Genomic DNA, 24,108 nt, shown 5'->3' on the forward strand with positions numbered 1-24,108 from the left:
ATGTCTTGATCATAACAGCCCATTATTTCATGGAGGTCAAACGGATGTTAAACAGAATATAAAAATCCACTGCACAAGGTAATGAGGTGTACAGTGGATTTTTTTGTATAGATCTTATATTTACACTTCTTCATATATCCGCTGTATAAAAGCGATGCTTTCTCTTAGATGCGATTCAGGAGTACTCTCTAAGATGCCCTGAATATGCGGACGCTCGTATTTCATATAACGGAGAATCGGCTCAAACTCAAGCCAGCCCTGACCTACAGGAACAATTCTGATGGCTCCATCTTGCACGATAAAATCTTTTAAATGAATGATGGCAATTCGATTTCCTAAGAGCTTCAAAGCTTCCATAATAATAGCTTCCTGATGCAAGTAATTTGTAGGTGACATTAGATTTGCGCAATCCAATATGATCTGAAGATTATTAGAAGGAATCTCATCCAGCAGTCGGCGAGTTAAGGAAGCGGAATACAGTGGATGATGAAGTCCTGCTTCAATACCTACCGTCACACCAAAACGTTCGGCCTCTGCGACCATTAGCTTTACCGAAGTAACGACCTGTTGAAAAGCTTCTTCTGTAAAATTATCTGTGGTATACCCAAGTCCCATACTTCCGGTTTCCGTACCTACTAGACTGGCACCGAAATCTCTGGCCAAGCGAAGATGGGTATTGAACTCGGCTAACGCTTGTGCCCGTTTGTATGGATCGGTGTCTACAATATTAACGTAACAGCCAAGCACCGCAATCTGAATACCAGCCTGTCTAAAGGCATTTCCGTAATAACTAGCTGTTCCAGGGCTTATAGCAGTCAGACTCGGAGTGCTGTCAGGAAAAGATTTCTTAAGTGCAAACTGAATATGAGCGAAATTATAAAACTGAAGCTTCTCAATTAAATCCTTCAATGGAACTTGTGTGAAATCATGTGCTCGAACACCTAGGTGCAGGGGAATACTCATATGATCGATCGCTCCTATTAGTATTGTTGTTTGTGAGGTGCTAATTTATCCCAGTCAAAGGTAACACCAGTGCCTGTTACTTCAGGCGCAACTGCCATCCCATTGTCTTTGTTAATCACTAGCGGACGTGTAGTGTATTGATCGATAGGGAAGCTATGCATTTCGAGATAACCAGCATTTGGCATAGCTGCTAATAAACTAACGTGTAATTCCTGCATCCCATGTGTGGAAACGGAAAGGTTATAGGCTTGTGTTAAGTGAGCTACCTTTAACCAGCCCGTAATTCCGCCTATATTGGAAGCATCCGGTTGAGGGAAATCTACATGGCCATATTGCAGCATGTGATGGAATTCGGTTAAGGTCCGAAGGTTTTCTCCGCCTGCAACAGCAATGCCTGATTCTTCTGCAATACGCGCATAGCCGGCATAATCTTCCGGAATCGTTGGTTCTTCTAAGAAGAGGATATCGTATTTCAAAAATTCACGAGCGGCTTTAATCGCTTTTTCTACACTCCAGCTCATATTCGCATCGACCATAAAGGCCACATCTGGACCGATTAATTGGCGCACCGCAGCCACTCGTTCCACATCTTCAGCTAATGTTTTTTGGCCTAGTTTAATTTTGACAGCCTGCAGGCCCATATCTAAGTATTTTTGATTGTTGAGGAGGAGCTTTTCTAATGGGAAATTCAAATCAATCGCTCCGCCATAACATTTGACCTCATTGCTTGCGCCACCCAGAAGTTTGTAAAGCGGTTCATCTGCTTTCTTCGCACGTAAATCCCATAAAGCGATGTCACATGCTGCAATGGCGAAGCTAGCCAGACCCCCGCGAGCAACATAATGTATTCCCCAGTTCATCTGCTCCCAGATACTTTCCACACAGCTAGCATCCTTACCGATTAAGATCTGAGTTAATTCATTCGCAATTAGTGAGCAGATCGCTTTGCCGCCAAATCCGCCAGTATAGGTATAACCTACCCCTTCACGACCGTCATCGGTTCTAATTTTGACAATGGGAACTTCAAAGTGAGTGTGCAGTCCGTGTTTAGCGTCCTCCATGATTTCCGGCAAAGGGATACGATAGTACTCTGTAATAACTTCTTTAATTAGAGACATCTGTGATCACTCCTTGTAGTAGTTGTTGTAAGTCTGTTAATGGTAAGGCAGTAGATTGTTCAATAGCCTGAACCACAAGTCTGGCGATGTGCTGAGCACCTTGATCAGAGAAATGAGTATCATCCATAACTCCATTTGGGTAATTCGGATGTGCTTTTTCAGGCAAATGCATGAATAAATTTTTGGATTCTTCAACACCTAACGAACGATAGAGCACTTGCGAAGCTGCGAAAATATCAAGCAGTGGTGTTTGCGTTTCTTCAGCTACCTGCTTCATAGCCTCGGGATAAGCGCCTACTGCAAGCGGGTCAAGCTCTCCATCGGAGTTGAAGCGGCGGCGACTTACAGAGGTTAGTAGAACCGGAGTCCCGCCTAACTGCCGAGCAGCTTCAATATATTGAATTAGGTTGCGGCGATATTCAGTGTCGGGATCAGTGTAACGCAAAGGATCTTCTTTTTTCTCATCGTTATGTCCAAATTGAATGAAGAGGTAGTCACCGGTCTTGAAGTCTTTAAGGATGTCCTCCAAACGGCCGTCAGTTATAAAGGATTTGGTACTGCGACCATTAATGGCGCGATTCTCGATTCGAACAGAAATCCCAAAATAACCTTGCAGGTATTCTCCCCAGCCAGTCATAGGTTTTTCTCCAGCGCCTTTGATAGCCGCAGTGGAATCTCCCGCGATAAATAATGTGGGTGTCATAGGATCTTCTCCTTGAATGTAGTGGTGTTTACTTAGCCATTTCTCAGAAAGGGAAAGCCATTGCTGGCAATGAGGATGTTCTTAAGCAAGCCTTAAACCATGCCGTCCTTATTCTCCACAGGAACGCTGGCATCATTTGCTGTAGTCCATATAAAAGTTGGAGGTGATAGAGAAGTCATCTGTGATTCTGAGGAGTAGGCGTGAAGCTCAGCTTGTGTTGGGCGGTCTCCCAGGCGTTGCAAGAGGATAAAGGGTGAGTAGTGAGGTTTCCAGAGAGAGCTCGGTTTGTTCTGCATGGTTGGAATGTACACGGAAGCTCAACATTGTGTTCCAATTCCTCCTTAAAAGATTATATGCACACGTTAACATATTTTAGAAAAAAAGAGAGACTCTTTTTTTGAAAATATAAGAAAGTATAAGTTTCACACGATACTTTATGTCTTATATTTCTCGCTTAAACGCTTGCCGTCCATATTAGGACGCCGAAGACGTTTATGCTTGTTCCACCTGAACAACAGTTCTCTCTTTTTACATTGATTCGTCAAAGGTGGATTTAAGTTTTGTGCCAGCGTTGTGATCCCGGTATTGTCCGGGTGTCATGCCTTCCTGCTTACGGAAAGAGCGAATGAAGTTCTGAGAGTTGTTATATCTTAATTTGGCTGCAATATCTTTAATGGGCATGTCAGTTTCCTTCAGCCATTTTTTCGCCATTTTAAATCGGTACATCGTTAAATATTCGCTGAAATAGTACTGGGTCTCCTTACGGAAGACGCTGCTGATATAGTTGGCATTATAATGCAGACGTGAAGCACATTCTTCTAAAGTAAGATCTGTATCGTAATCATGTTGTATTAAATCGATAATCTTCTCTGAGATGTTGTGGTATTGAGCATTTTGTCTGCTGTTAAAAATCTTGATCATCGGATAAATGACCATGCTCCAAAACCAATCTTCAATCTCCGTTACAGTATGGAGGTCATGCAGCTCCTCAAATATGGAACCATTAGCATGATAAATTTGATTTAAGCTAATACCGGATTCCTGCATCATAATGAGTAAATTATTGAGTAAGCGCGTCAACGGGATCTGGTATTCCTGTGGTGAAAGCTCATGAGCAAAGATAGATTTGAAGAGCAAATGAATGAGTTCTTTTGCTTTATCTGTTTCAGCTAATTTGATAGCATCCAGTAAGTCATTTTCTTTATGAGTAGGGTAGTTCAAATTCAGATAGTGCTTGCCAGAGTTAATATTTTCATACTGGATAATGACACCTTTACCAAGTTTGATCCGATGCTTCAATGCTTCGAGTCCCTCTCTGTAAGCCGTGGATAATTTATCGAAGGTGTTGAAGGGAAGGCTCAAACCAATGCTCACCTGAAGCTTTAGGTAGTTGTTTATTTCCTGCTGCAGCTTCTCCGTTAATGAATATAATGTCTTGTGAAAAGACTCGGTATCACTGTCTGGACTCCCCAATAAGACGACTACTGCATGATCCATAATTACTGGTGCCAGTCGTTGTTCAGGGCAGACTAACTCTTCGATTATATTGTGGGCAGCGAATAATAAGAGATTAAGATCTTTTTTCTCATAGCTGGAATCATCGGCAAAATCAATCGACAACGTAATCACAGCCATCGTCTTCCATTCTTCGAGCTGCTTATGGTAGCCGAATTGTTCCAGCTCTTCGTGCAGATCGCGCTTCTTAACGTTGCCATGGAAAGCATTGATTAGGAAGAAGGTACGCACTTGTTGGATATGCTGACGGACTTCTTTTTCCAGCTGTGATTTGGATTGGAATAAAGAATGAACTTGTTCTCCAATAATCTGAAATTCATTCGTGTGTCTGGATTTAATGTCCGGTTTGCGTTGGCCCATTTGATTGAGTAGTCTTTCAATGGGAGTGTACATCCGTCTTGAACCGATCCATGCCAAGAGAATAGACAATAGAAGCATAAAGCTACACACGAATATCGTAAACAGGCTAATTTTTTTGGATTCTTTCGTTAAACTTTCCATGGATGTGACCGAAAGATAGACCCAGCCATTCATCTGAGAGCGCATGTAAGTGACGGAGTAATCCTTCTTGTGGATCCTGGTCTTAAACTGTCCTGAAAGTTTAGATGGATTAGTAATGAAAGAATCTTCTGTAAATCCGCCTTCTTTCATTGGTTTCCCGATCAAGTTGCGGTCCGGATGGAGCAGGAATCGACCTGTCTTATCCAGAACGATAATATCATCGAGTGGCTGTACATCCGAGTTAATGAAATCCTGAAGACTGCAGACAGGAATATTAGCTAAGGCAAGCCCATATTTTTGCAGCTTATTGGTTGGGAGTTTCTTGATAAGACTAATGCTGTAGTTACAGCCTGTGACGTTAATGCTTTCCTCACTGTAAAATATGGAGGACGGGTTCAGGATCCACGAGGTATCTTCGGCAATATTCATCAGGTTGGTGAGCTGCGCATGGTCCTTGTACTCATTTAAGCGATAAACACCAGAATTTTTGATCATCCAATTTTGCTGCTGATTTAATAAGATGACATCTTCCAGCTTCGTATCGAAGGACTGCATATTGCGAATTTCGTTTCTTAAATCATTGTATAAAATGAAATCGGTTTCATTTAAAGGGTTGTTTAGTGCTTTTTTTAATACACTAGAATTGATCACTTGGTTTAATGTTTGATTGACAGTTGTTAACTTATGTTCTACATTTGAGGTGATTTGTAAGATTAATTCCATTTTGCTGTTGTTAACGTTCTTTTGAATTTCTTTTGAAGATGTGAAATATGAAAAAGAACCGATGAACAATACAGGCAGCGTGCTAATTACAAAGGCAAACATCGTTAGCTTACTTAGAAAGCTTAATGGTCTCACGGGACTCAGCACCTTTACTTATGTAGAAGTAGACACTTGATCTAAGTGTATGTAACTTGGTATGAAATAACAATAATCATCTCGTTCTGTGATAATCATTAGCTCTAATTATGCTTATAAATTGTAAAATTTTCAAGATATAGAGTGATAATCCTTACAATACCTAGGAGGCCACAGAAATGTCTAAAGTATCTATGGGTAAAAGGGCAACGCTGTATTTCTGCTTATTTACCATGCTCGTCTTCTCTTTTTTAAGCGCTTGCAACGATAAGGAATCTGCCGAAGCCGGCCCAGTAGTATCTTCCCCTAGCATCTCAATTTTGGCACCCCTTCATTTTCCACAACAGCCTTCGAAAGAGATTATGGCAGAGATCGAAAAACTGACAGGTGTGAAGCTCGATATAAGGTGGGTTCCAGAGGGGGTATACACGGATAAGATGAACACGGCGCTTACGACCAATTCCCTCGGAAAGGTCACATTTGTAAAATTCTCAGACTACAATCTGGTGAAAAATGCTATTCGTTCGGATGCCTTTTGGGAGATCGGCCCCTATCTTCAGGAGTTCTCCAATCTTAAACAACTGAACCCCGCTATTCTTAAGCAGACTTCTGTAGATAGTAAGATCTATGGCCTATATACGGAACGCCCCTCTTCCAGACAGGGGGTCATTATTCGTAAGGATTGGCTCGACAATCTCCATTTAAATAATCCACAAACACTGGATGAACTGTATGAGGTTATGAGGCAATTTACATACAACGATCCAGATCAGAATGGCAAACAGGATACCTTCGGATTAGTCGATCGAAATGATCTTGTGTATGGGGTATTCAAGACATTAAGTTCGTATTTTGGCACCCCGAATAATTGGAAACTAGAGAATCATCAATTCGTTCCTGAATTTGTGACCGCTGAGTATATGAACACCATGAATTTCATGAAGAAATTATATGATGAGAAAATTATTAATCAGGATTTCGCCTTAACGAGCAAAGAAGTACAACGCGATAAGTTCATTAATGGTATTGCTGGTGTATTTATTGGCAGTATGACAGATGTAAAGCGGCTGTCTATTGAAGCTCAGAATTTGAATCCAAAGGCAGAACTTACGTTAATCAATCGGATCGAAGGGCCTGAAGGATATAAGGTGTGGTCGATACCCAATTATAATGGACTCTATCTCTTCTCCAAAAAAGCCATTGCTACGGAGGATGAACTCCGCGAGGTACTCGAATTCTTTGATCGAACCATGGATAAAGATGTAGCGAATATAATGATGTATGGGTTTGAAGGGCGCCATTATAAGCTTGAGGGTGGAAAAATCATTCTTCCCGAGGAAACCTCAGAACTGCGGGTGCAAGAAGTAAATCCGTTATATTCTTTGATGATTGCAGATATTAGTAATAAGAACATTATGGAGGTGGCTCAGAAGGAGCAATTGACCTCACTTGCGGATCAGCTAAGTAAAGATAATGAATCTTTTCTGGTCGACGATCCGACCGTGTCTTTAAGCTCATCCACCTATGATGAGAAAAATGTGGAACTGTCTACCATTATTGTGGATGCTACGTACAATTACATACTAGGCAATATAACCGCTGAGGGATTCCAGAAGGAAGTTGAGAAATGGAGAGCTAGCGGAGGAGATCAGATTATTAAGGAATATGGTGAGGCTGAGCTTGGGATAGAAAAGTAAATAGGTTAGTTTGATCCACTGCGGATGACGCGGTGGATTTTTTTGTGTTATCACCATAATCATTTGCTCAGATCCCTTTAAGAACGGGCCTTTATGGGGAAATGATTGTTTTCGTAACCTTGCCGACGATGTAACGTGGAACTCGTAACCAATACAAATTATGGAGGTCAAAATGGTATGAAGAAGAAATCCTTCACCATGTTGTTGACGGCACTGTTAGCGTTCAGCACATTGTTAGCTGGATGTGGTGGTAACAACAACAATCAAGCAAGTTCTGAAACTGCAAGTGGTGAGAGCACTGCTAAGCCGGTTGAGACAGAAGCACCTAAAGAAGAAGTGAAAGCAGGACCAACAGAAATTAAGATTATGCTTCCGTTAAATATTCCAGAGACCCCGCCTGATACGATTAAGCTTGAACTTGAAAAATTGACCAACACGAAGCTGACCTATCAATTTTTCCCGGCTGATACTTATGAAGAAAAACTTAATTCATCTTTTGCAACCGGCTCACTGCCGCAAGTGACGTACTTGAAGAATCAGACAACCTTCATTCAGATGAAAGAAGCGATAAAAGACGGACAATTCTGGGAAATAGGTCCGCTATTAAGCGAGTTTCCTAATTTGAGTAAATTGAAACCAGAAATTCTGAATAACACGAAAGTGGACGGCAAGCTGTACACCTTATATATCGGCCGCCCTCTAGCACGTCAAGGTATCATTTACAGAAAAGACTGGGCTGATAAATTAGGACTTGCTGCACCAGCAAATGTAGATGAATTATTCGAAATGGCTAAGGCCTTCACGGAACAAGATCCAGACGGTAATGGACAGAAAGATACTACAGGTATTATTGACCGTAATGAGTTGACCTATGGAGCTTTCAAAACTGTCTCTTCTTGGTTCGGAACACCGAACACCTGGGGAGAGAAGGATGGAAAATTAGCGCCTGAATTTACATTCGATGAATATTTCGACACGATGGACTTCTTCAAAAAAGCTCGTGATGGCGGATACATTAATCAAGATTTCGCTGCTACCAGTAAAACAGATGCTGTAAATATGTTTAAGGCTGGAAAGGGTGGACTCTATATTGGGGGCTCCATGCAAGATATTGATTCCCTCAATAAAGATACTATTAAGAATAACCCTGATGCTGTTTTGGATGCGCATAGTATGGTTGCAAGTCCAGATGGAAAGTATGCTCAATGGATGATTCCAGGCTATAACAATGTTGTCTTGTTCCCAAAATCTGCTGTAAAGGATGAGGCAGAACTCAAGAAGATTCTTGCTTTCTTTGATCAAATGATGACCCCAGAAGTAGCTAATTTGATGTATTGGGGAATAGAGGGTACTCACTATACCGTTGAAGACGGTAAAGCAAAAGCTACAGATGACAAAGAATTGATTGAACGTGAAGTAAAAGGATATAAGGACAGCGTTATCGGCGAAGCTGAAACCAATGGAATGTACGAGAACTATAACACGCTGCCAGGAAGAATTCATGCGGATCAATTGGTTCTTGAGAATGTCAAGGTGGGGGTACCAGATCCAACAGCTGCGATGGATTCGGCTACGTACACAGAAAAAGGTGTTGAGCTTCAACAGATTATTACCGATGCAACTTATAAATATATCTATGGACAGATCGACAAAGCAGGGTTCGAAAAAGAAGTTGAGAACTGGAAGAACCGTGGCGGAGCTAAGATTATTGATGAGTACAACGCATTGTATAAGAAATAAAACCTAGCTGAAAAGGTTGTTGATTTTGTTTCAACAACCTTTTCTCTTCATAGTCACATGGAGAAATAAAGAGTTTGAATAAAGAAGGAGAAAGGAAGAGAATCATGCAGGAACTCACCGCACAGCCCAGTCCAGCTCCACAAATAAAGCGTGAGACTTACAAGAGCAGCAGTGAACTTAAAAAGCGTCTGTGGAGAAATAAATGGCTCTACGTCATGCTAACACCGGGAGTGCTATATTTTATTATTTTTAAATATTTTCCTATGTACGGACTAATTATCGCCTTTCAAGATTACAAACCTTATCAAGGAATAACAGGCAGTAACTGGGTAGGAATGAAGCATTTCAGCAGGTTGTTCACAGAGCCGGATTTCTTAAATATTTTAGTGAACACACTTGTGCTTTTCGGATTAAACATTCTTATCTATTTTCCAATGCCGATTATTCTTGCCCTGATGTTGAATGAACTTCAAGGCAGCTTTTTCAAAAGAACCTTTCAGACGATCTTCTATTTGCCCCATTTTCTGTCGTTGGTTATCATCGTCTCCATTTCTTTTGTAATGGTTACGATGGATGGAGGAATTATCAACGAGCTACTTTCCTATTTCGGATTTGAAAAAATTAATTTCCTGCTGAATCCTGGATGGTTCAGGCCCATGTATATTATTCAGGTGATTTGGAGAGAAGCAGGCTGGGGAACGATTATTTATTTAGCTTCCATAGCTGCCATTGATCCAGGACTTTACGAAGCATCACGTATGGATGGAGCTGGACGACTCAGACAAGTCTGGCATATTACACTTCCAGCGATTAGAGGCGTAATTATCACATTATTTATTTTGAAAATTGGTTCCGTTCTGGATCTTGGATTTGAACATGTGTTTCTGCTGCTTAACTCCATGAATCGAGAAGTTGCGGAAATTATCGATACGTATGTATATACTGCTGGTCTGAGACAGGGGCAGTTTAGTTACAGTACAGCCATTGGATTCTTCAAATCAATTGTCGGCTTGATCATGGTTATGTTGGTGAATAAAGCATCTAAGAAAATGGGAGAAGAAGGCGTTTATTGATATGTTGTGGGAGGAATAGAAATGGTAGAAGATAAAACAATCAGTGGCAGAATTTTTTCTGCTATAAACTTCACGCTGCTTGCGATCATTGCTTTAATAACTGTGCTCCCCCTTGTTCACGTTGTAGCAGGCTCTTTCACAACGAGTGCAGAACTAGCTTCTAGTAAGTTTGTACTGATCCCAAAGGTATGGAGTCTGGAAGCATACAAGTTCATCTTTTCAACGAATACAATATTTAAAGCCATGGGTGTTTCCATTGGTGTTACGGCAGTCGGTACTTTCCTTAGTTTGTTTATAACTTCTTTGATGGCCTACGCTCTTACCAGAAGAGATCTGGACGGACGTAAAGTGGTTAACTTTATGGTTGTGTTCACGATGCTCTTTCATGGTGGAATGATCCCAACCTTCCTCGTGGTAAAGGAATTGGGACTAATAGACAGTTATGCAGCGCTTATTCTTCCTTCAGCAATTAGTGCGTTTAACATGATCATTTTGAGAAATTTTTTCCAAAATATACCTGAAGGTCTGGAGGAGTCGGCCAAAATTGATGGTTGCAACGACTTCGGAATATTATTTCGAATTGTATTGCCATTATCCTTACCTGCGTTAGCGACTATCGGATTGTTCTATGCGGTTACGTATTGGAATACTTACATGAATGCGATTCTGTATTTGGATGATAGTTCGAAGTGGCCAATACAGGTTCTGCTCAGACAAATTGTTGTCCTTGCCAGCGGTATGGATCACAGCTCTACACTGGATACAACTGTTCCACCGCCAGACCAAACAATTAAAATGGCTGTTATCGTTGTTGCTACTTTACCAATAGTTTGTGTATATCCATTCATACAGAAGCATTTTGCCAAAGGTGCCATGTTAGGTTCTATGAAGGGCTAATAAGAGGAAGAGAGAGATTATTCTTTGGAAGGAGCTTGGAGATGACTGGCAGGATACCAACAACACCAATGGATTGGGCAAAAAAGGCATGCGATTCTTTAATGGATACTTATAGAGCGGGAGAGCTTCCTCCAGCACATCGTTGGCATTACCATCAAGGTGTATTTCTGTGTGGTATGGAGCTTTTGTGGAATGCTTATCAAGAAGACCGCTATATTAACTATATTCAGGAATACGTGGATGATTTGGTAGATGAATATGGTAACTTTTATTTCGCCCGCGATGAGCTGGATGCTGTTCAAGCTGGACAACTGCTGTTTATTCTTCATAAACGGACAGGTAAACTCAAGTATCACATTGCTGCGGAGAAGCTGAGGAATTTATTGCTTACGTTAAACAAAACCTCTGAAGGTGGGTATTGGCATAAGGATAAATATGCTAACCAAATGTGGTTAGATGGGCTTTATATGGCAGGCGTATTCTCGTTAAAATATGCTAATGTCTATGGCGATCCTAGCTTGCGTGATACAGTTCTCCATCAAGAGATGTTAATGCGTAAGTATATGAAAGATGAGACAACCGGGTTATTGTATCATGCTTGGGACGAGAGCCGCCGGATGCCATGGTCAAACCCGGAGACAGGGTGCTCACCGGAATTTTGGAGCAGATCGCTGGGCTGGTATGGTCTCGCATTGTCGCAATTTCTTGATCTGTTGGCCGTCCAAGACCCAGCCCGAGCTGAATTATCTTCTACTTTACGTGATTTTGTTGATGCCCTTATTCGTTATCAAGATCCCGTAAGTGGACTTTGGTATCAGGTCGTAGATAAGGGGCATGAGCCGGATAATTGGCTGGAGACCTCAGGTTCATGTTTATTCGTCTACACGATTGCCAAAGCAGTGAAGCATGGCATTGTAAGCGATGTGGAAGTCGCTACAGCCTCGGCTAGAAAAGGGTATGAAGGGTTAATCCAAATCATTCAGTGGGATGAGCAGGATAGGTTGATTTTGCCGGACATCTGTATCGGTACTTCGGCTGGAGATTACGAGAGTTACGTCACTAGACCTAAAGTTAAAAATGATTTACATGGCGTAGGCGCGTTGGTGATGGCTTGTGTTGAGATGGAGAGCTTAATCCAAGGGTGATTCGATTGAATTCTTACTAGACAATGACTTGATTCTCTGGGACTGAGAATCAAGTCCTATTATTTTGTGGGAAAGATATTCTTAAATTTAATGATAATCAGGGGGTTGGGATGAAGAGATCACATTGGGCAATCCGCACAGCAGACTCAATCATGGCGAGGACACCAAAGCTCTATGAAGATAAAGGCTACAACGGAAGCTGGACGTATGACTATGGTGTCGTATTGAATGGATTTGAATGGCTTTGGAAGCAAACCGGTGATGCGAAGTATCTGCAATTCATTCAAGATCAGATGGATAACTTTATTCAGGAGGATGGCAGCGTTAAGGGTTATCGCCTAGATGAATACAATATCGATCACATTAACAACGGGAAATTATTATTTACGCTATATAAAGAAACCAAGCAGGAAAAATATAAACAAGCGGCTACCTTATTTAGAAAGCAGCTAGAGACACATCCGCGAACCTCGGAAGGTGCTTTTTGGCATAAAAATATTTATCCCTATCAAATCTGGTTAGATGGTCTTTATATGGGCGCGCCTTTCTATTTAGCCTACTTGCTAGCTTTTGAAGAAGGGCAGGGGCTTGAAGATGTTACGAAACAATTTATCTTGTGTGAGAAGCATACGAAGGATTCGGAAACAGGTCTGTTATATCATGCATGGGATGAACAGCGTCTTCAACCTTGGTGTGACCGCGAAACAGGATGCTCTCCAAACTTTTGGGCGCGTTCACTTGGCTGGTATCTTATGGCTTTAGTAGATGTTCTAGAGTTATTGCCGAGTGAGCATTCCGATTATCCAGAGCTGGTGCGTATTCTAAACGATACTTTATCAGCTGTGAAGAAATATCAGGATCCTGAATCTGGCGTCTGGTATCAAGTAGTGAATCTGGGGCAACGCAAAGGGAATTACTTAGAGGCTTCTGCTTCTAGCATGATTGTGTATGCTATGGCAAAAGGTATTCGATTAGGCGTATTAGAGGCTAGTTGGTACGAACCGTTAGATCTCGCCTTCCAAGGACTTATCTCAGAGTTTGTTCTGGAGACCAAAGAAGGATGGGTCAATCTAAATAAGAATTGCCAAGTAGCAGGGTTAGGTGGAGCAGATCAACGAGACGGCACGTTCGCTTATTACATTAGTGAGCCTATTGTCACTAACGACCAAAAGGGTGTCGGTGCTTTCTTGCAAGCCTGTGTGGAGTACGAACAATTAAGAGGCTGGATCTGATATAGAATAGGAGTGCTATAAAATGTCCGTATATAATATTGAGGATTTTGGCGCGCTTAAGAATAGCGGGATGTTAGCGACAGGGGCGATTGCGCATGCGATTGAAGCGGCAAGTGAGGCTGGTGGAGGAACCGTTTATGTGCCAGCAGGTACTTTCTATACGGGTGCGATTGTTATGAAAAGCAATATTGAATTAAATTTAAATCCAGGAGCGATTCTTTCATTCAGTACGAATCCGGTGAATTATCCTGCGGTGGAATGCAGATGGGAAGGAGTGAAGCAGCAGGTTCATACGCCTTGTATTCATGGCAAAGGTTTAGTCAATGTATCGATTACCGGAAGCGGAACTATTAATGGTAATGGCAAAGCATGGTGGGATATATTTCGGAACCGCCCTGAAGAGCTCGAATATCCCCGTCCAACTTTGATTGGATTTGATAGCTGTCAGCGGGTAACGATTAAGGATGTCTCGCTAGTGAATTCTCCAAGCTGGACCGTTAATCCTGTGGGCTGCTACAATGTGACGATCGATAATCTGTCTATTTTGAACCCGGCTGATTCTCCGAACACAGATGGTATTAATCCAGAATCTTGTACGAATGTTCGGATTAGTAACTGTAATATTGATGTAGGTGATGACTGTATTGCTATCAAAGCGGGAACTGAAGATACGAAAGAGCGCATTCCATGCGAGAATATCACGATCACCAATTGTACCATGGTTCATGGGCATGGGGGTGTTGTACTCGGAAGTGAAATGAGCGGAGATATTCGTAATGTAACCATTAGTAACTGTGTCTTTAAACAAACCGATCGTGGCATACGCATGAAATCAAGACGTGGACGCGGAGGGACGATTGAAGATATTCGGATCAGTAATATTGTAATGGAAGAAGTCATTTGTCCGTTCACACTAAATCTATACTATTTCTGTGGACCACGCGGGAAAGAGAAGTATGTGTGGGACAAAAATCCTTATCCGATTACAGATGAAACGCCATGCTTTAGACGAATTTATTTCGCCAATATTACCGCACGTAATGTTCATGCATCTGCGGGATTCTTATATGGACTTGCGGAGCAGTATGTTTCGGAGATTACTTTTACAAATATTGATATCTCCATGGCACGCAATGCAGTTCCCGGGCATCCGGATATGATGACAGGGATCGAGAACATGAACAATCGCGGATTTTTTCTGGGCAATGCAAGGGATGTGCAATTTCATCAGGTGACCATCGAGAATCATGAAGGGCCTGCTTTTTATATTGAAAATGGCGAAGCGATTGAGATCATGAATTGTCATTCGAAGAACACGAGCAAGCCTGAAAAACTAGTAGAACAAGTTACAGTTTCGCCCACAGAACAGAATGTGTGTCCGTAAGGGAGGGAACCATGGAGCGTGATAAACTGAAGGAACTGTTGGGCGATCTTCCGTCGGATAAGCCGATTGCCGTAACTGTGATGAACCAAGAGGAGCGGGACGGATATAGTCTGGTATCTCTTTTACTGGATCTTAATGGAATTGAACAGGTGCCGGCTTATGTGGCAATCCCTTTGGATAAGGAAGGGCCGTTTCCACTAGTTATCTTTAATCATTCTCATGGAGGGAATTACACGAATGGACGTAACGAGTTTGTTCAGAGTAGTTCCTATTTGCAACAGCCCTCTTTTGCTAAAGTCTTAACAGAGATGGGTTACGCTGCTTGCTGTATCGACATGTGGGGATTTAATGAGCGTGGTGGCAGAACTGAGAGTGAGTTAGTGAAGGAAATGCTGTGGCAGGGGCAGGTCATGTGGGGCATGATGCTATATGACAATATTCGTATGCTAGATTACATGTGCCAACGTGAGGATATTGATACGTCACGAATCGCAACAATCGGTATGTCCATGGGTGGTTTGATGGCATGGTGGCTGGCTGCATTAGACGAACGAGTCGGGGTGATTGTCGATATTTGTGGTCAAGTAGATGCACATACCCTAATTGCGGTAAGAGGACTAGATCACCATGGTTACTATTCTTATGTGCCCGGGTTATTGAAGTATTTCACAACGCTCGATATTCAAAAGCGGATCGTTCCCCGCCCGCGAATGAGCCTAGTAGGCAGAAATGATCGGCTATGTCCCACTGAAGGAGTAGCACTCTTGGATAGAGGGCTGTCCGAAGCTTATCAAACGGCAGGGAAATCAGAACATTGGCAACCTGTCATTTCTAGTGGTGGGCATATGGAGACCTTGGAAATGCGGACTTTATGGCAGCAATTTTTGGCGAAGCATCTCTAAAATCCATAGAAAGGAACTTAGCCACCGATGCTAGTAGTAGGCAAAGAATCCTGTTGCGATTATCACACGATTCAAGAGGCGATAAATTCGCTAGAGCGTGAGCCAATTAGCCAAGCAGATACGCTTTATATTTTGTCAGGCATCTATAATGAGACAGTTAGGATTTATCGTTCTTATTTAACGATTATAGGGATTGGCCTCGTGGAAATAACCATGAATCATTATGCCAAAGAGCGTGATGAAGCGGGTGAAGAAATCAATACGTTTGCTACACCAACGTTATTTCTGGGAGGTACCGACCTGGTCTTAGAGAACCTGGTGATTACCAACAGTGCTGGGCAGGGAGAACATATTGGTCAGGCGGTAGCCGTTTATGCACATTGCGACCAAACCGTGTTCAGACATTGTACCTTCAAAGGGTATCAAGACACGTTATTTACAGGACCTTTGCCGCCTGCTCCACGAGAGCGAGGGGCATTCGGAGGCATTCCACTGAGAGATCATCATATCCATTATCGCCAGTTGTATCAGCATTGTTATATAGAAGGAACGGTTGATTTTATTTTTGGCGGTGCAACGGCTTATTTCGATCAATGTGAGATCCGAAGCTTGCGTCATAGCGAGAATCAAGCAGGGTATATAACAGCAGCTTCGACACCCGAGGGACAGTCACATGGTTTTATTTTTAAAAATTGCTTCTTAACAGCAGTGCGTGATATTGCTCCGGTGTATCTAGGACGCCCTTGGCGCGAGCACGCTAAGACAGTATTTGTGGGTTGCAAGATGGGTTCGCATATTCATCCTTTGGGCTGGGATAACTGGAATAATGCCGCCAATGAGCTAACCGTAGGTTATCAGGAATATGGCGTGAAGGATGCTACTAATGTACGAAAGCAACGTGTTCCCTGGGCGGATTGCTATGAGGATGGGGGAGAAGCGCTGGATAAAGCGTTTGTTTTTGCTGGGACGGACTTTTGGAAGTAATACTGTAATTGATTAGTTTATAAAAGAGAGGCAGTCATGGACGAGTGAGATAAAGTCCTAGGCTGCCTTTTTTAAATGAATGAGCTCTTTATCATTTATTCTTTTGTTTTCTTTCAATATATATCCAAAAGTAATAGATCAACCAAAATACCATAGGAACTATTAAAACATAAGGTCTCTGGATTGCTGGAAGAATGTAAAATAAAAATAGCCCAATTAATATCGTTGGTAGCAATAGAATAAAATACTTTTTCCAATGCATTTCTTCTTCCCACCTTTTGTTTAATACTAAAAAAATATTTTGCTAGCTTTGAGTGTTAATGCACTTGTATACCAAGATCACTTAATGGATAGTCAGTACAATTATTAAAATGATTATGAATGTTTTTTTAAGTTAAGTCGAAGGCTAGTTTGTAGTGAATATCTTATTGATAAAATGAATGGTTCTGATGCCTATAAATTGATTATCTAATAATATTTCGGCAAATAAAGTTGTAGACTGAGTTAATTGTAGTAACATAAATAGAGGATGGTTAGTTCATTATATGAGCTAATCTCCTCTATATTTTGTTAGATTGATGAATAAAGGGATGCAGGCGATTCGCAAAGCTAATAATTTAGAGCGTTCCTAATAAAAGATGAGGTATATGTGATGCCAAAAAACGATAATATGCTGGCAATCCTATGGATGCTGAATTCGGGCGTTAAAATGACCGCAAAAGAAATATCCGAAAAGTTAGAAATAAATATAAGGACAGTCTATCGGTACATTGATGCGCTAGGTGCCAGTGGAGTGCCTATAATATCCGACACTGGTCATAATGGCGGGTATAGCTTGCTGAATAATTTTATCAGAGCACCTCTGCTATTTGATATTGAAGAAAAAAAAGCACTTCTTCATGCTGCTGTTTTTGCAAAAGAAGCCGGATACCCTTTGAGTGAGGCATTAGGTAATGCGACATCCAAATTGAAAATGTATTCGAATCAGGAACAGGAAAGTGTTCTCAGCCGTCATTTAGCCGGATTTGAAGTTATAAACCGTATGGGAGACCCTTCTATTCAGCCAGTATTGGCGGAATTGGAGCAAGCTGTAGCAAACGAATTCTCTGTAGAAATTGATTATCGCACACGCCGTGATGATCAACCCAAGACTAGGGTGATAGATCCCTATGGAATGGTTTACTGGAACAATAAATGGTATATTGTTGCATTTTGCCACCTGAGAAATGAGATTCGCAGCTTTCGGGTAGAACGGATTTTACAAATCAAGCGTACTCAAAACATATTTAAGCGTTCCGAAGCTTTTTTGGCTCGGGAATTTTTTTTGCAAAATCTATTACCTGATTTAGTCGGCAAGGACGGGTTAATTGCTTTAATTATCGAAGGTAGCTCAGAGGCGTTGGATGACTTATGCCTGCATTGGTTTTTGGGGCATCATCTGAAAGAGCGTACATCAAATCAAGCAATCTTTTTACTTGAGGAAAAATCAATTCATACCTATGTTCCTAATTTTCTCTTATCCTACGGGAAATCCATTCAAGTAATCGAACCACAGAGTTTGAAGGAAAAACTAGTTGGTGTTGTGTCGGAGTTAATGGAATATTATCAACTTTAATAGCTTCACTGACAGTGGATGTCAGTGAAGTCATTTTATAATGATGATAATCATTGATTACCGATGGTTGGTATCACTTGATGAATTATAAAATAAGGAGAACTTGCAAATGAATAATACGGTATATCTTTATGTGTTTGACACAATGGCAGACTGGGAAATAGGCTACTTAACTGCCGAACTGAACTCGGGAAGATATTATAAAAAGGGGCTGGCCCCATCAAAAATAGTTACCCTGGGAATTGATAAGACTCCAGTAACTACAATGGGTGGATTGAAAATACTGCCTGACATCAAATTGGATGAGTGCAGCATTGAAAGATCAGATCTATTGATTTTACCCGGTGGAGATACATGGACAGAAACCATTCACGACCCCCTCTTAAAAATCGCTGAGAGGTGTTTAAGGGAAGGTATATGGGTTGCAGCGATTTGTGGTGCTACAATGGGACTTGCCCAGACAGGATTGCTGAATTCACGTGGGCATACAAGCAATGATCTGGAATACCTTAAAATGATCTGTCCCACTTATACAGGAGAAAAGTATTACAAAATGGAGTCTGCTGTAACTGATGGAAAACTGATCACAGCATCTGGAATAGCTCCGTTGGAATTTTCTGCACACATCTTGAAAGCTTTGGATGTGTTTTCTCCAAAAACATTAGACGCCTGGTATAGCCTGAATAAGACTAGTGATTCTAAATATTACTATGAGTTGATGAATTCAATACAATGAAGGTATCAGCATTAATATGGACAAAATGCCACATGAGTAACAATATAAATGTTCGTTCAACAGGAATTCTAACGGAGTACGATAGTTAAGCATAAAGGGTTAAGGTACTTAAATCTATCGTTTTTTGAGTGGAACATCTCGTCACTTCCCACGAAAGGAAGTGGGTATCGTGATAGCTCTTTTTGAAGCGGAGCAACGCTCTTGCTCCGCGACTTATTGAGGCTAACGACAATGTCGTCCAGCAGTTTTGGCGTTTGTACTACCGCCGCGATCCGTTCGATGACGTAGCTTTCAGCGTGTCGTATATTCGATGCGCGACAAGCGTTGCCCCGCACTGAGGGCATCTCATGAGCCCCGTCAGATAGAATGACTTTGCTCCCTTAAATTTTCAAAAAAAAATTTAAGGAGCAGAGCTATCATAAAATATGTAAATGCAGATATTATCTTTCCGGAAGAGTTGCTAAAAGAAATTCAGAAGTACATTCATGGCCGCATGGTTTATGTCCCGACCCCTGAAAAGTTGCATAAAAAATGGGGATTCACTTGTAAGTCACATCAAGCTTTCTGATGTGGCTTTTTGTGTAGAATTTGATTTTAAATCAAATTCAGTATATTTTCAATCAGCACCTTTTGATACCATAAAAGTAAAGGGGGAGAGGTTATATGGATAAAAAGATTAAACTACTATACACACAAGATATTTTGAGACAGTCCGCGCAATGTTTTGGAATACGTGAAGACTCAATTTTCGAATTAAATGGGTTTCAAAATTTCGTTTATTCCGGGGTAGTTGGAGATCGAGAAGTTATTTTAAGAATTGCCCATGTCACACATCAGAATGAATTATTAACAAGAGCGGAACTAGATTTTATCATGTTCCTGGCCGATCGCGGAATGAAAGTAGCGAAGCCCATTCAGTCTTTATCAGGGGATCTTATTCATATAATTGACGAGTCCTTTGTTGTGACAGCTTTTGAGAAAGCACCCGGCAGAAATGCAGTAATAGCCGAGGAGAGCAATACGTTTTATGAGAATATCGGTCAAATGGTCGGGAAAATACATAAGTTTTCACTTAATTATTCGTCCCAACATTCACGCTATGAATGGAATGATAATGCCCTATTAGCCTCATTTAAGAAATATTGTCCGTTAGAATTACACGATAACTTTGATCGTTTAATTACTGAAGTTAGCGCTCTACCCAAAGAAAAAGATACGTACGGTCTTATTCATGGGGATATCAGCCCTGGCAATTATCTTAATGATGGGGACAAAGCCTTTATTATTGACTTTGATGACGCGGAATATAGCTGGTTTGTTTCTGATATTGCTACACCATTATTTTATGAAATCCCTATTTCGTGGGTTGTGTCTGGAGATGTAAGGAAGGAGATTGCAAAGCGTTTCTATTGCAACTTCTTAAACGGCTATTGTAAGGAAAATACTGTGAGTCAAGATTGGTTAAACAAAATCCCATTATTTATTAATTTAAGGCAAGCTAGAGTTTTAGCCGCGCTCTATAGAAGCAGAGATTTTAACGCTCCTGATTGGAGCGAATGGGATGAGCAAGCCCGACGCTTCTACTATGAAAATTTGTTAAATAACACTCCCTATATTGATATGGACTTTTTGTGTTAACCGGGTACGATACTTTAACAAAGCCAGAAAAGGAAGGGCCATCCCACAAAGGATGGCCTTTAAACTTGCAGTTACAGACAGCGCGGAACCTTATCACAAGTAGCGGCAAGTTTTATAGGTGAAATAAAATATCCCCTCGAAAAGGGGCTTGGTTCTAGGTCACAAATGTGATGTATGGACTCGAAATTGCTCAAACCGATTTTAAGAAAAGCTTGTTTTCGTTATTTCTGATATTCGTTTCGCAGGATACTCATTAGAATACGATCATACTTCTGCCCGTCTCTTAGTACAGATTCCCGCATCGTGCCTTCAACTTGGAATCCGACTTTTTGATAGGCATGGATTGCACTATTATTGTAACTGATGACATCGAGTCCGATTCGATGTAAGTTCAGTTCACAGAATCCATACCTTAGAATCAAACGCAACGCATCAGTGCCGTAGCCTTTGCCCCGAAAGTTTGGATCGCCAATGCCAATTGCCATTTTTCCACATTGATTGTTCCATTCGATGCTAAACAGAGCAACAAATCCAATAAGTATATCGCTTTCGATAGTTCGCAAATGAAATTCCATACTTTTTGTACTATTGTTGTTCGATTTCTCGAATGATTCAATAGAATCCGGCATGACGAAGTCAGTATCCAAGTTCCTTAGATATTCCGCATCTTCACTCCATAACGCCAAGGTTGTGGCATCTTCAGGGCGGGATGCGCATAAACGAACTAATTGCCCAGAGAAAAGTGATTTGTTAATTGACACTGTAATCCCCCATATCTTGCAAACGGGGACGTGTTCATTAATGCCCCCTGTTTACAGTTGAAATTTGAACCGTAGAGAAATCAGGGTGACAATCATTGGCACACACTCCTTTATTATTGTAAGGATATTTTACTTAAACTTACCCTAAAAAGATAGTCCAACAAGCGCAATGTCTAGTAATTCAATTGGATTTTCTTCGTGGCTGGATATCGTAGGGGATAGACTTTTACCAGCTATTCCTGGCTTCGGTGGACAGATTAAAGATGAAGTATTGCATGCTCGATTTCTACCAAAGATTATAGCGGCAACTGCATTTGGAGAAATTAATGGTGTAGTGACAGAACGCATAGAAAACCTCGCAAAATTATTTAAATTAGCAAAGCTTCCCTACGTTATTAAAAAGGATATGCAGTCGTATCTAATCACACATTCCGTATCAGACATTGCCATGTTGAGCATTTTGCATTCTGAGAATAAGATCATTGACAAAAAAGAGCCAGAACTAGAAAGGCTGCACGCAAAATAACAGTCACTTTAAAAGCGTATCTAAGGGCAATACAAAAAGCTGGTGTTTCAATTGACCCACCAATGCTTAAAATGGTGCTTGAATTTCCAAACTTATTGTTGGATCTTTTCTTTATGACATGGCTACGAACTAAAATGGTTAGGGATATGATGCTGCCGGATTATGCGAATAATGCTAACAATGAGTTTGTGCAGCTGAGTAATGATTTAATGAAATTTTTAAGTCAACATGATATCAAATCAGAAATACATGTTCAGTAATTTTTTTCACGAAACCTTACAAAAGTGTTAGGTAATTGTCATCTAGATCAATGAAATGTCATCTAGATCAATGGCATCAACCTAACAGCTCCTCTATACTAATCCATTGAGAGGATTAATTTTAAGGGGGAGTTGGTCGTGAGGTTTTTTGAAATGCTGCTATTCTTTTCAAGTGCTAGTTTTTTTGGACTCCTGTTCATTTTAAATCAACGTATTCGAAGATCTGCTATGCTCCTGACAAGCGGAGCAGGCTCCATTTTTTTAGTGATACATTTACTTGTCGAAGGATACAGGGTTCAGCTTGTATTTTTATACGGATTTACAATCCTGATGCTTATGCTTTCGCTTATAGACGTTTTTAGAACGCGGAAAGTCGCTCGGACTGCTTCGCGAATTCGTAGGGTGCTGGGCCGCCTTTTTATCGTGTTTGGGCTAATCGCAACGGGGTGCTTCCTATATGTGTTTCCTGTATTCGACTTTCCGGCGCCAACCGGCGAGTTGCAGGTAGGCACGCAAATCTTTCATTTCATAGACCAAAACCGTGAGGAAACATTTAGCAAAACCGCGACAGGCAAGAGAGAATTGATGGTTCAGGTATGGTATCCGGCTCAAGATGGCACTGGCAAGTACGCTCCCTTTATTCCAGATACCCAGATTTTACGTTATATGGCCACGAACTATGGCCTTCCCCAGTTTACTTTACAACACCTAAAGTACGTATCCAGTCATTCTTATTCGGGGGCTGAAGTCTCTTCTGCACAGATTTCATACCCACTGATCCTTGCGAATCCCGGCTTCGGCTCTTCCAGGTTCCTCCACACGGCGCAAGCTGAATATCTCGCGAGTCACGGATATATCGTGGCAGTGATTGACCACACCTATAATACATTTGCAACCGAGTTTCCGGACGGTCGAATCACGACCAGCACAACCAACGATTTATTCTCGCCTGACCATGATTACCAGACGGAAAGAGGTAATCGCGACAAGTTGGGTAAAGTTTTAACCGACGATGTGGCGTTTGTGCTGGACCAATTCGAGCTCATCCAATCGGGGAAGATTCCAAGTCATCTAAAAGGGAGAGTTGATCTCGGTAATGTCGGTGTGTTCGGTCATTCCATCGGTGGAGCGACGGCCTATGACGCTTCTTACGATCCGCGAATCGCGGTTGGAATAGACTTTGATGGAGGGCTTTATCGTTTGCGTGACAGAGAGGGTCTGCGTAAGCCGTTTTTGTTCATCAACTCGGAAAGCGAATTTGAAAAATTAAAAATGGTGATGGATAACCGGGTCTACACGGATTCAGAGCTTAACCGTATGGGCTCAACAAGAGAGTGGGAGGATAAAGTAACGGAAGATAAAAAGTTGGAGCTTGAACGGATGCGCCAAACAGTCGACGAAGGGGGACAAGTCCTTTATATCGAAAATACGGAGCATTTGAATTTCACCGACGTACAGTTCATTACTCCGATATTCAAAATACTCGGCGTTACCGGAAAGATTGCTCCCGAAAGAGCAAACTCCGTTATTAATGCCTATATGCTTGATTTCTTCGATATGTATCTGAAAAATCAAGGCGGAATCTTAATGAAAGGACCGAATAGTCGCTTTCCGGAGGTAAAGTTCGTAACCTCACTATTATAAATTACGTAACAGGTTACCGATTTTGATAAGCTCCTCTTCAAGTAGACAGGGGTTTAATTAATAACCGTTACTTGAAGGGGAGTTATTATTTTGTCTAAGAAGAATGAATACAAGATCTTTTGGATAATCAATGGATACTCGTAATTGAGTGTATGATTTCATCTTTGAAATGGCTTTTGGCTTCTTTTTGAGCTCACTGGCCTTCTAGAATTCATG

The 24,108-nt window shown here is 41.3% G+C and carries 20 protein-coding genes; 15 read left to right on the forward strand and 5 right to left on the reverse strand.

All coding sequences use genetic code 11. The features are described 5' to 3' along the window. Positions 1-120: 120 nt before the first annotated feature. From NSS87_RS09945 to NSS87_RS09960, 4 genes are all read right to left on the reverse strand, one after another. Positions 121-963 (reverse strand): sugar phosphate isomerase/epimerase, encoded by an 843-nt coding sequence (locus NSS87_RS09945; RefSeq protein WP_339246678.1) that lies wholly within the window; start codon positions 961-963, stop codon positions 121-123. Between the two features lie 17 nt (positions 964-980). Then, positions 981-2,081 (reverse strand): mandelate racemase/muconate lactonizing enzyme family protein, encoded by a 1,101-nt coding sequence (locus NSS87_RS09950; RefSeq protein ID WP_339246680.1) that lies wholly within the window; start codon positions 2,079-2,081, stop codon positions 981-983. Next, the gene (locus tag NSS87_RS09955) at positions 2,068-2,784 is read right to left on the reverse strand and encodes a rhamnogalacturonan acetylesterase (protein ID WP_339246683.1); all 717 of its coding nucleotides are present in this window, start codon (positions 2,782-2,784) and stop codon (positions 2,068-2,070) included. The genes NSS87_RS09950 and NSS87_RS09955 overlap by 14 nt, the downstream gene beginning before the upstream one ends. A 528-nt stretch (positions 2,785-3,312) precedes the next feature. Next, a complete protein-coding gene (locus tag NSS87_RS09960; protein ID WP_042186641.1) occupies positions 3,313-5,658 on the reverse strand; it encodes a helix-turn-helix domain-containing protein in 2,346 nt (781 codons plus the stop codon). Positions 5,659-5,837: 179 nt separating this feature from the next. Between NSS87_RS09960 and NSS87_RS09965 the strand changes: the two genes are divergently transcribed. The 12 genes from NSS87_RS09965 (at position 5,838) to NSS87_RS10020 (ending at position 20,701) form a co-directional block, all read left to right on the forward strand. Next, a complete protein-coding gene (locus tag NSS87_RS09965; protein ID WP_339246687.1) occupies positions 5,838-7,355 on the forward strand; it encodes an extracellular solute-binding protein in 1,518 nt (505 codons plus the stop codon). A 177-nt stretch (positions 7,356-7,532) separates the two neighbouring features. Next, positions 7,533-9,095 carry an extracellular solute-binding protein gene (locus NSS87_RS09970; RefSeq protein WP_042186645.1) on the forward strand — a complete coding sequence of 521 codons (1,563 nt, stop codon included), beginning with the start codon at positions 7,533-7,535 and terminating at the stop codon, positions 9,093-9,095. Between the two features lie 104 nt (positions 9,096-9,199). Then, positions 9,200-10,168, forward strand: a complete 969-nt coding sequence (locus NSS87_RS09975; RefSeq protein ID WP_042186647.1) for a sugar ABC transporter permease — start codon at positions 9,200-9,202, stop codon at positions 10,166-10,168. A 21-nt stretch (positions 10,169-10,189) separates the two neighbouring features. Next, positions 10,190-11,065 carry a carbohydrate ABC transporter permease gene (locus NSS87_RS09980; RefSeq protein WP_042186649.1) on the forward strand — a complete coding sequence of 292 codons (876 nt, stop codon included), beginning with the start codon at positions 10,190-10,192 and terminating at the stop codon, positions 11,063-11,065. A gap of 41 nt (positions 11,066-11,106) precedes the next feature. Then, positions 11,107-12,210 (forward strand): glycoside hydrolase family 88 protein, encoded by a 1,104-nt coding sequence (locus tag NSS87_RS09985; RefSeq protein WP_076283267.1) that lies wholly within the window; start codon positions 11,107-11,109, stop codon positions 12,208-12,210. Positions 12,211-12,320: 110 nt separating this feature from the next. After that, on the forward strand, positions 12,321-13,442 hold the full coding sequence (locus NSS87_RS09990) for a glycoside hydrolase family 88 protein (RefSeq protein ID WP_339246692.1): 1,122 nt from the start codon (positions 12,321-12,323) through the stop codon (positions 13,440-13,442). Positions 13,443-13,464: 22 nt separating this feature from the next. Next, positions 13,465-14,826 (forward strand): glycoside hydrolase family 28 protein, encoded by a 1,362-nt coding sequence (locus NSS87_RS09995; protein WP_339246694.1) that lies wholly within the window; start codon positions 13,465-13,467, stop codon positions 14,824-14,826. A gap of 11 nt (positions 14,827-14,837) precedes the next feature. Next, on the forward strand, positions 14,838-15,728 hold the full coding sequence (locus NSS87_RS10000) for a prolyl oligopeptidase family serine peptidase (RefSeq protein ID WP_076283264.1): 891 nt from the start codon (positions 14,838-14,840) through the stop codon (positions 15,726-15,728). Positions 15,729-15,755: 27 nt separating this feature from the next. Continuing rightward, positions 15,756-16,712: a pectinesterase family protein gene (locus tag NSS87_RS10005; RefSeq protein ID WP_339246696.1), complete on the forward strand. Its 957-nt coding sequence runs from the start codon at positions 15,756-15,758 to the stop codon at positions 16,710-16,712. A gap of 652 nt (positions 16,713-17,364) precedes the next feature. Beyond that, positions 17,365-18,327, forward strand: coding sequence for a YafY family protein (locus NSS87_RS10010; RefSeq protein ID WP_339246699.1), 963 nt, complete (start codon positions 17,365-17,367; stop codon positions 18,325-18,327). Positions 18,328-18,436: 109 nt separating this feature from the next. Then, positions 18,437-19,063 carry a type 1 glutamine amidotransferase family protein gene (locus NSS87_RS10015; RefSeq protein ID WP_339246702.1) on the forward strand — a complete coding sequence of 209 codons (627 nt, stop codon included), beginning with the start codon at positions 18,437-18,439 and terminating at the stop codon, positions 19,061-19,063. A gap of 663 nt (positions 19,064-19,726) precedes the next feature. Then, positions 19,727-20,701, forward strand: coding sequence for a phosphotransferase (locus NSS87_RS10020; protein ID WP_339246705.1), 975 nt, complete (start codon positions 19,727-19,729; stop codon positions 20,699-20,701). Between the two features lie 221 nt (positions 20,702-20,922). Here the strand turns inward: NSS87_RS10020 and NSS87_RS10025 are convergent, their stop codons facing one another. After that, positions 20,923-21,456 (reverse strand): GNAT family protein, encoded by a 534-nt coding sequence (locus NSS87_RS10025; RefSeq protein WP_197071313.1) that lies wholly within the window; start codon positions 21,454-21,456, stop codon positions 20,923-20,925. Positions 21,457-21,631: 175 nt separating this feature from the next. Between NSS87_RS10025 and NSS87_RS10030 the strand changes: the two genes are divergently transcribed. The 3 genes from NSS87_RS10030 (at position 21,632) to NSS87_RS10040 (ending at position 23,892) form a co-directional block, all read left to right on the forward strand. After that, the gene (locus tag NSS87_RS10030) at positions 21,632-21,988 is read left to right on the forward strand and encodes a hypothetical protein (protein ID WP_339246708.1); all 357 of its coding nucleotides are present in this window, start codon (positions 21,632-21,634) and stop codon (positions 21,986-21,988) included. A 113-nt stretch (positions 21,989-22,101) separates the two neighbouring features. Further along, on the forward strand, positions 22,102-22,248 hold the full coding sequence (locus NSS87_RS10035; RefSeq protein WP_339246710.1) for a hypothetical protein: 147 nt from the start codon (positions 22,102-22,104) through the stop codon (positions 22,246-22,248). A gap of 138 nt (positions 22,249-22,386) precedes the next feature. After that, positions 22,387-23,892: a dienelactone hydrolase gene (locus NSS87_RS10040; RefSeq protein WP_339246712.1), complete on the forward strand. Its 1,506-nt coding sequence runs from the start codon at positions 22,387-22,389 to the stop codon at positions 23,890-23,892. Positions 23,893-24,108: the final 216 nt, after the last annotated feature.

Source organism: Paenibacillus sp. FSL F4-0243, from assembly GCF_037963295.1.
In the GTDB taxonomy this organism is placed as follows: domain Bacteria; phylum Bacillota; class Bacilli; order Paenibacillales; family Paenibacillaceae; genus Paenibacillus_AQ.

Excerpts from the sequence above, each read along its gene's own strand:
- NSS87_RS09950 (WP_339246680.1), bottom strand. The coding sequence starts at position 2,081 with ATGTCTCTAATTAAAGAAGTTATTACAGAGTACTATCGTATCCCTTTG.
- NSS87_RS10005 (WP_339246696.1), top strand. The coding sequence starts at position 15,756 with ATGCTAGTAGTAGGCAAAGAATCCTGTTGCGATTATCACACGATTCAA.
- NSS87_RS10015 (WP_339246702.1), top strand. The coding sequence starts at position 18,437 with ATGAATAATACGGTATATCTTTATGTGTTTGACACAATGGCAGACTGG.
- NSS87_RS09985 (WP_076283267.1), top strand. The coding sequence starts at position 11,107 with ATGACTGGCAGGATACCAACAACACCAATGGATTGGGCAAAAAAGGCA.
- NSS87_RS09980 (WP_042186649.1), top strand. The coding sequence starts at position 10,190 with ATGGTAGAAGATAAAACAATCAGTGGCAGAATTTTTTCTGCTATAAAC.
- NSS87_RS09955 (WP_339246683.1), bottom strand. The coding sequence starts at position 2,784 with ATGACACCCACATTATTTATCGCGGGAGATTCCACTGCGGCTATCAAA.
- NSS87_RS09965 (WP_339246687.1), top strand. The coding sequence starts at position 5,838 with ATGTCTAAAGTATCTATGGGTAAAAGGGCAACGCTGTATTTCTGCTTA.
- NSS87_RS09990 (WP_339246692.1), top strand. The coding sequence starts at position 12,321 with ATGAAGAGATCACATTGGGCAATCCGCACAGCAGACTCAATCATGGCG.
- NSS87_RS10000 (WP_076283264.1), top strand. The coding sequence starts at position 14,838 with ATGGAGCGTGATAAACTGAAGGAACTGTTGGGCGATCTTCCGTCGGAT.
- NSS87_RS10010 (WP_339246699.1), top strand. The coding sequence starts at position 17,365 with ATGCCAAAAAACGATAATATGCTGGCAATCCTATGGATGCTGAATTCG.
- NSS87_RS09970 (WP_042186645.1), top strand. The coding sequence starts at position 7,533 with ATGAAGAAGAAATCCTTCACCATGTTGTTGACGGCACTGTTAGCGTTC.
- NSS87_RS09945 (WP_339246678.1), bottom strand. The coding sequence starts at position 963 with ATGAGTATTCCCCTGCACCTAGGTGTTCGAGCACATGATTTCACACAA.
- NSS87_RS10035 (WP_339246710.1), top strand. The coding sequence starts at position 22,102 with ATGACATGGCTACGAACTAAAATGGTTAGGGATATGATGCTGCCGGAT.
- NSS87_RS10020 (WP_339246705.1), top strand. The coding sequence starts at position 19,727 with ATGGATAAAAAGATTAAACTACTATACACACAAGATATTTTGAGACAG.
- NSS87_RS09975 (WP_042186647.1), top strand. The coding sequence starts at position 9,200 with ATGCAGGAACTCACCGCACAGCCCAGTCCAGCTCCACAAATAAAGCGT.
- NSS87_RS09995 (WP_339246694.1), top strand. The coding sequence starts at position 13,465 with ATGTCCGTATATAATATTGAGGATTTTGGCGCGCTTAAGAATAGCGGG.
- NSS87_RS10030 (WP_339246708.1), top strand. The coding sequence starts at position 21,632 with ATGTCTAGTAATTCAATTGGATTTTCTTCGTGGCTGGATATCGTAGGG.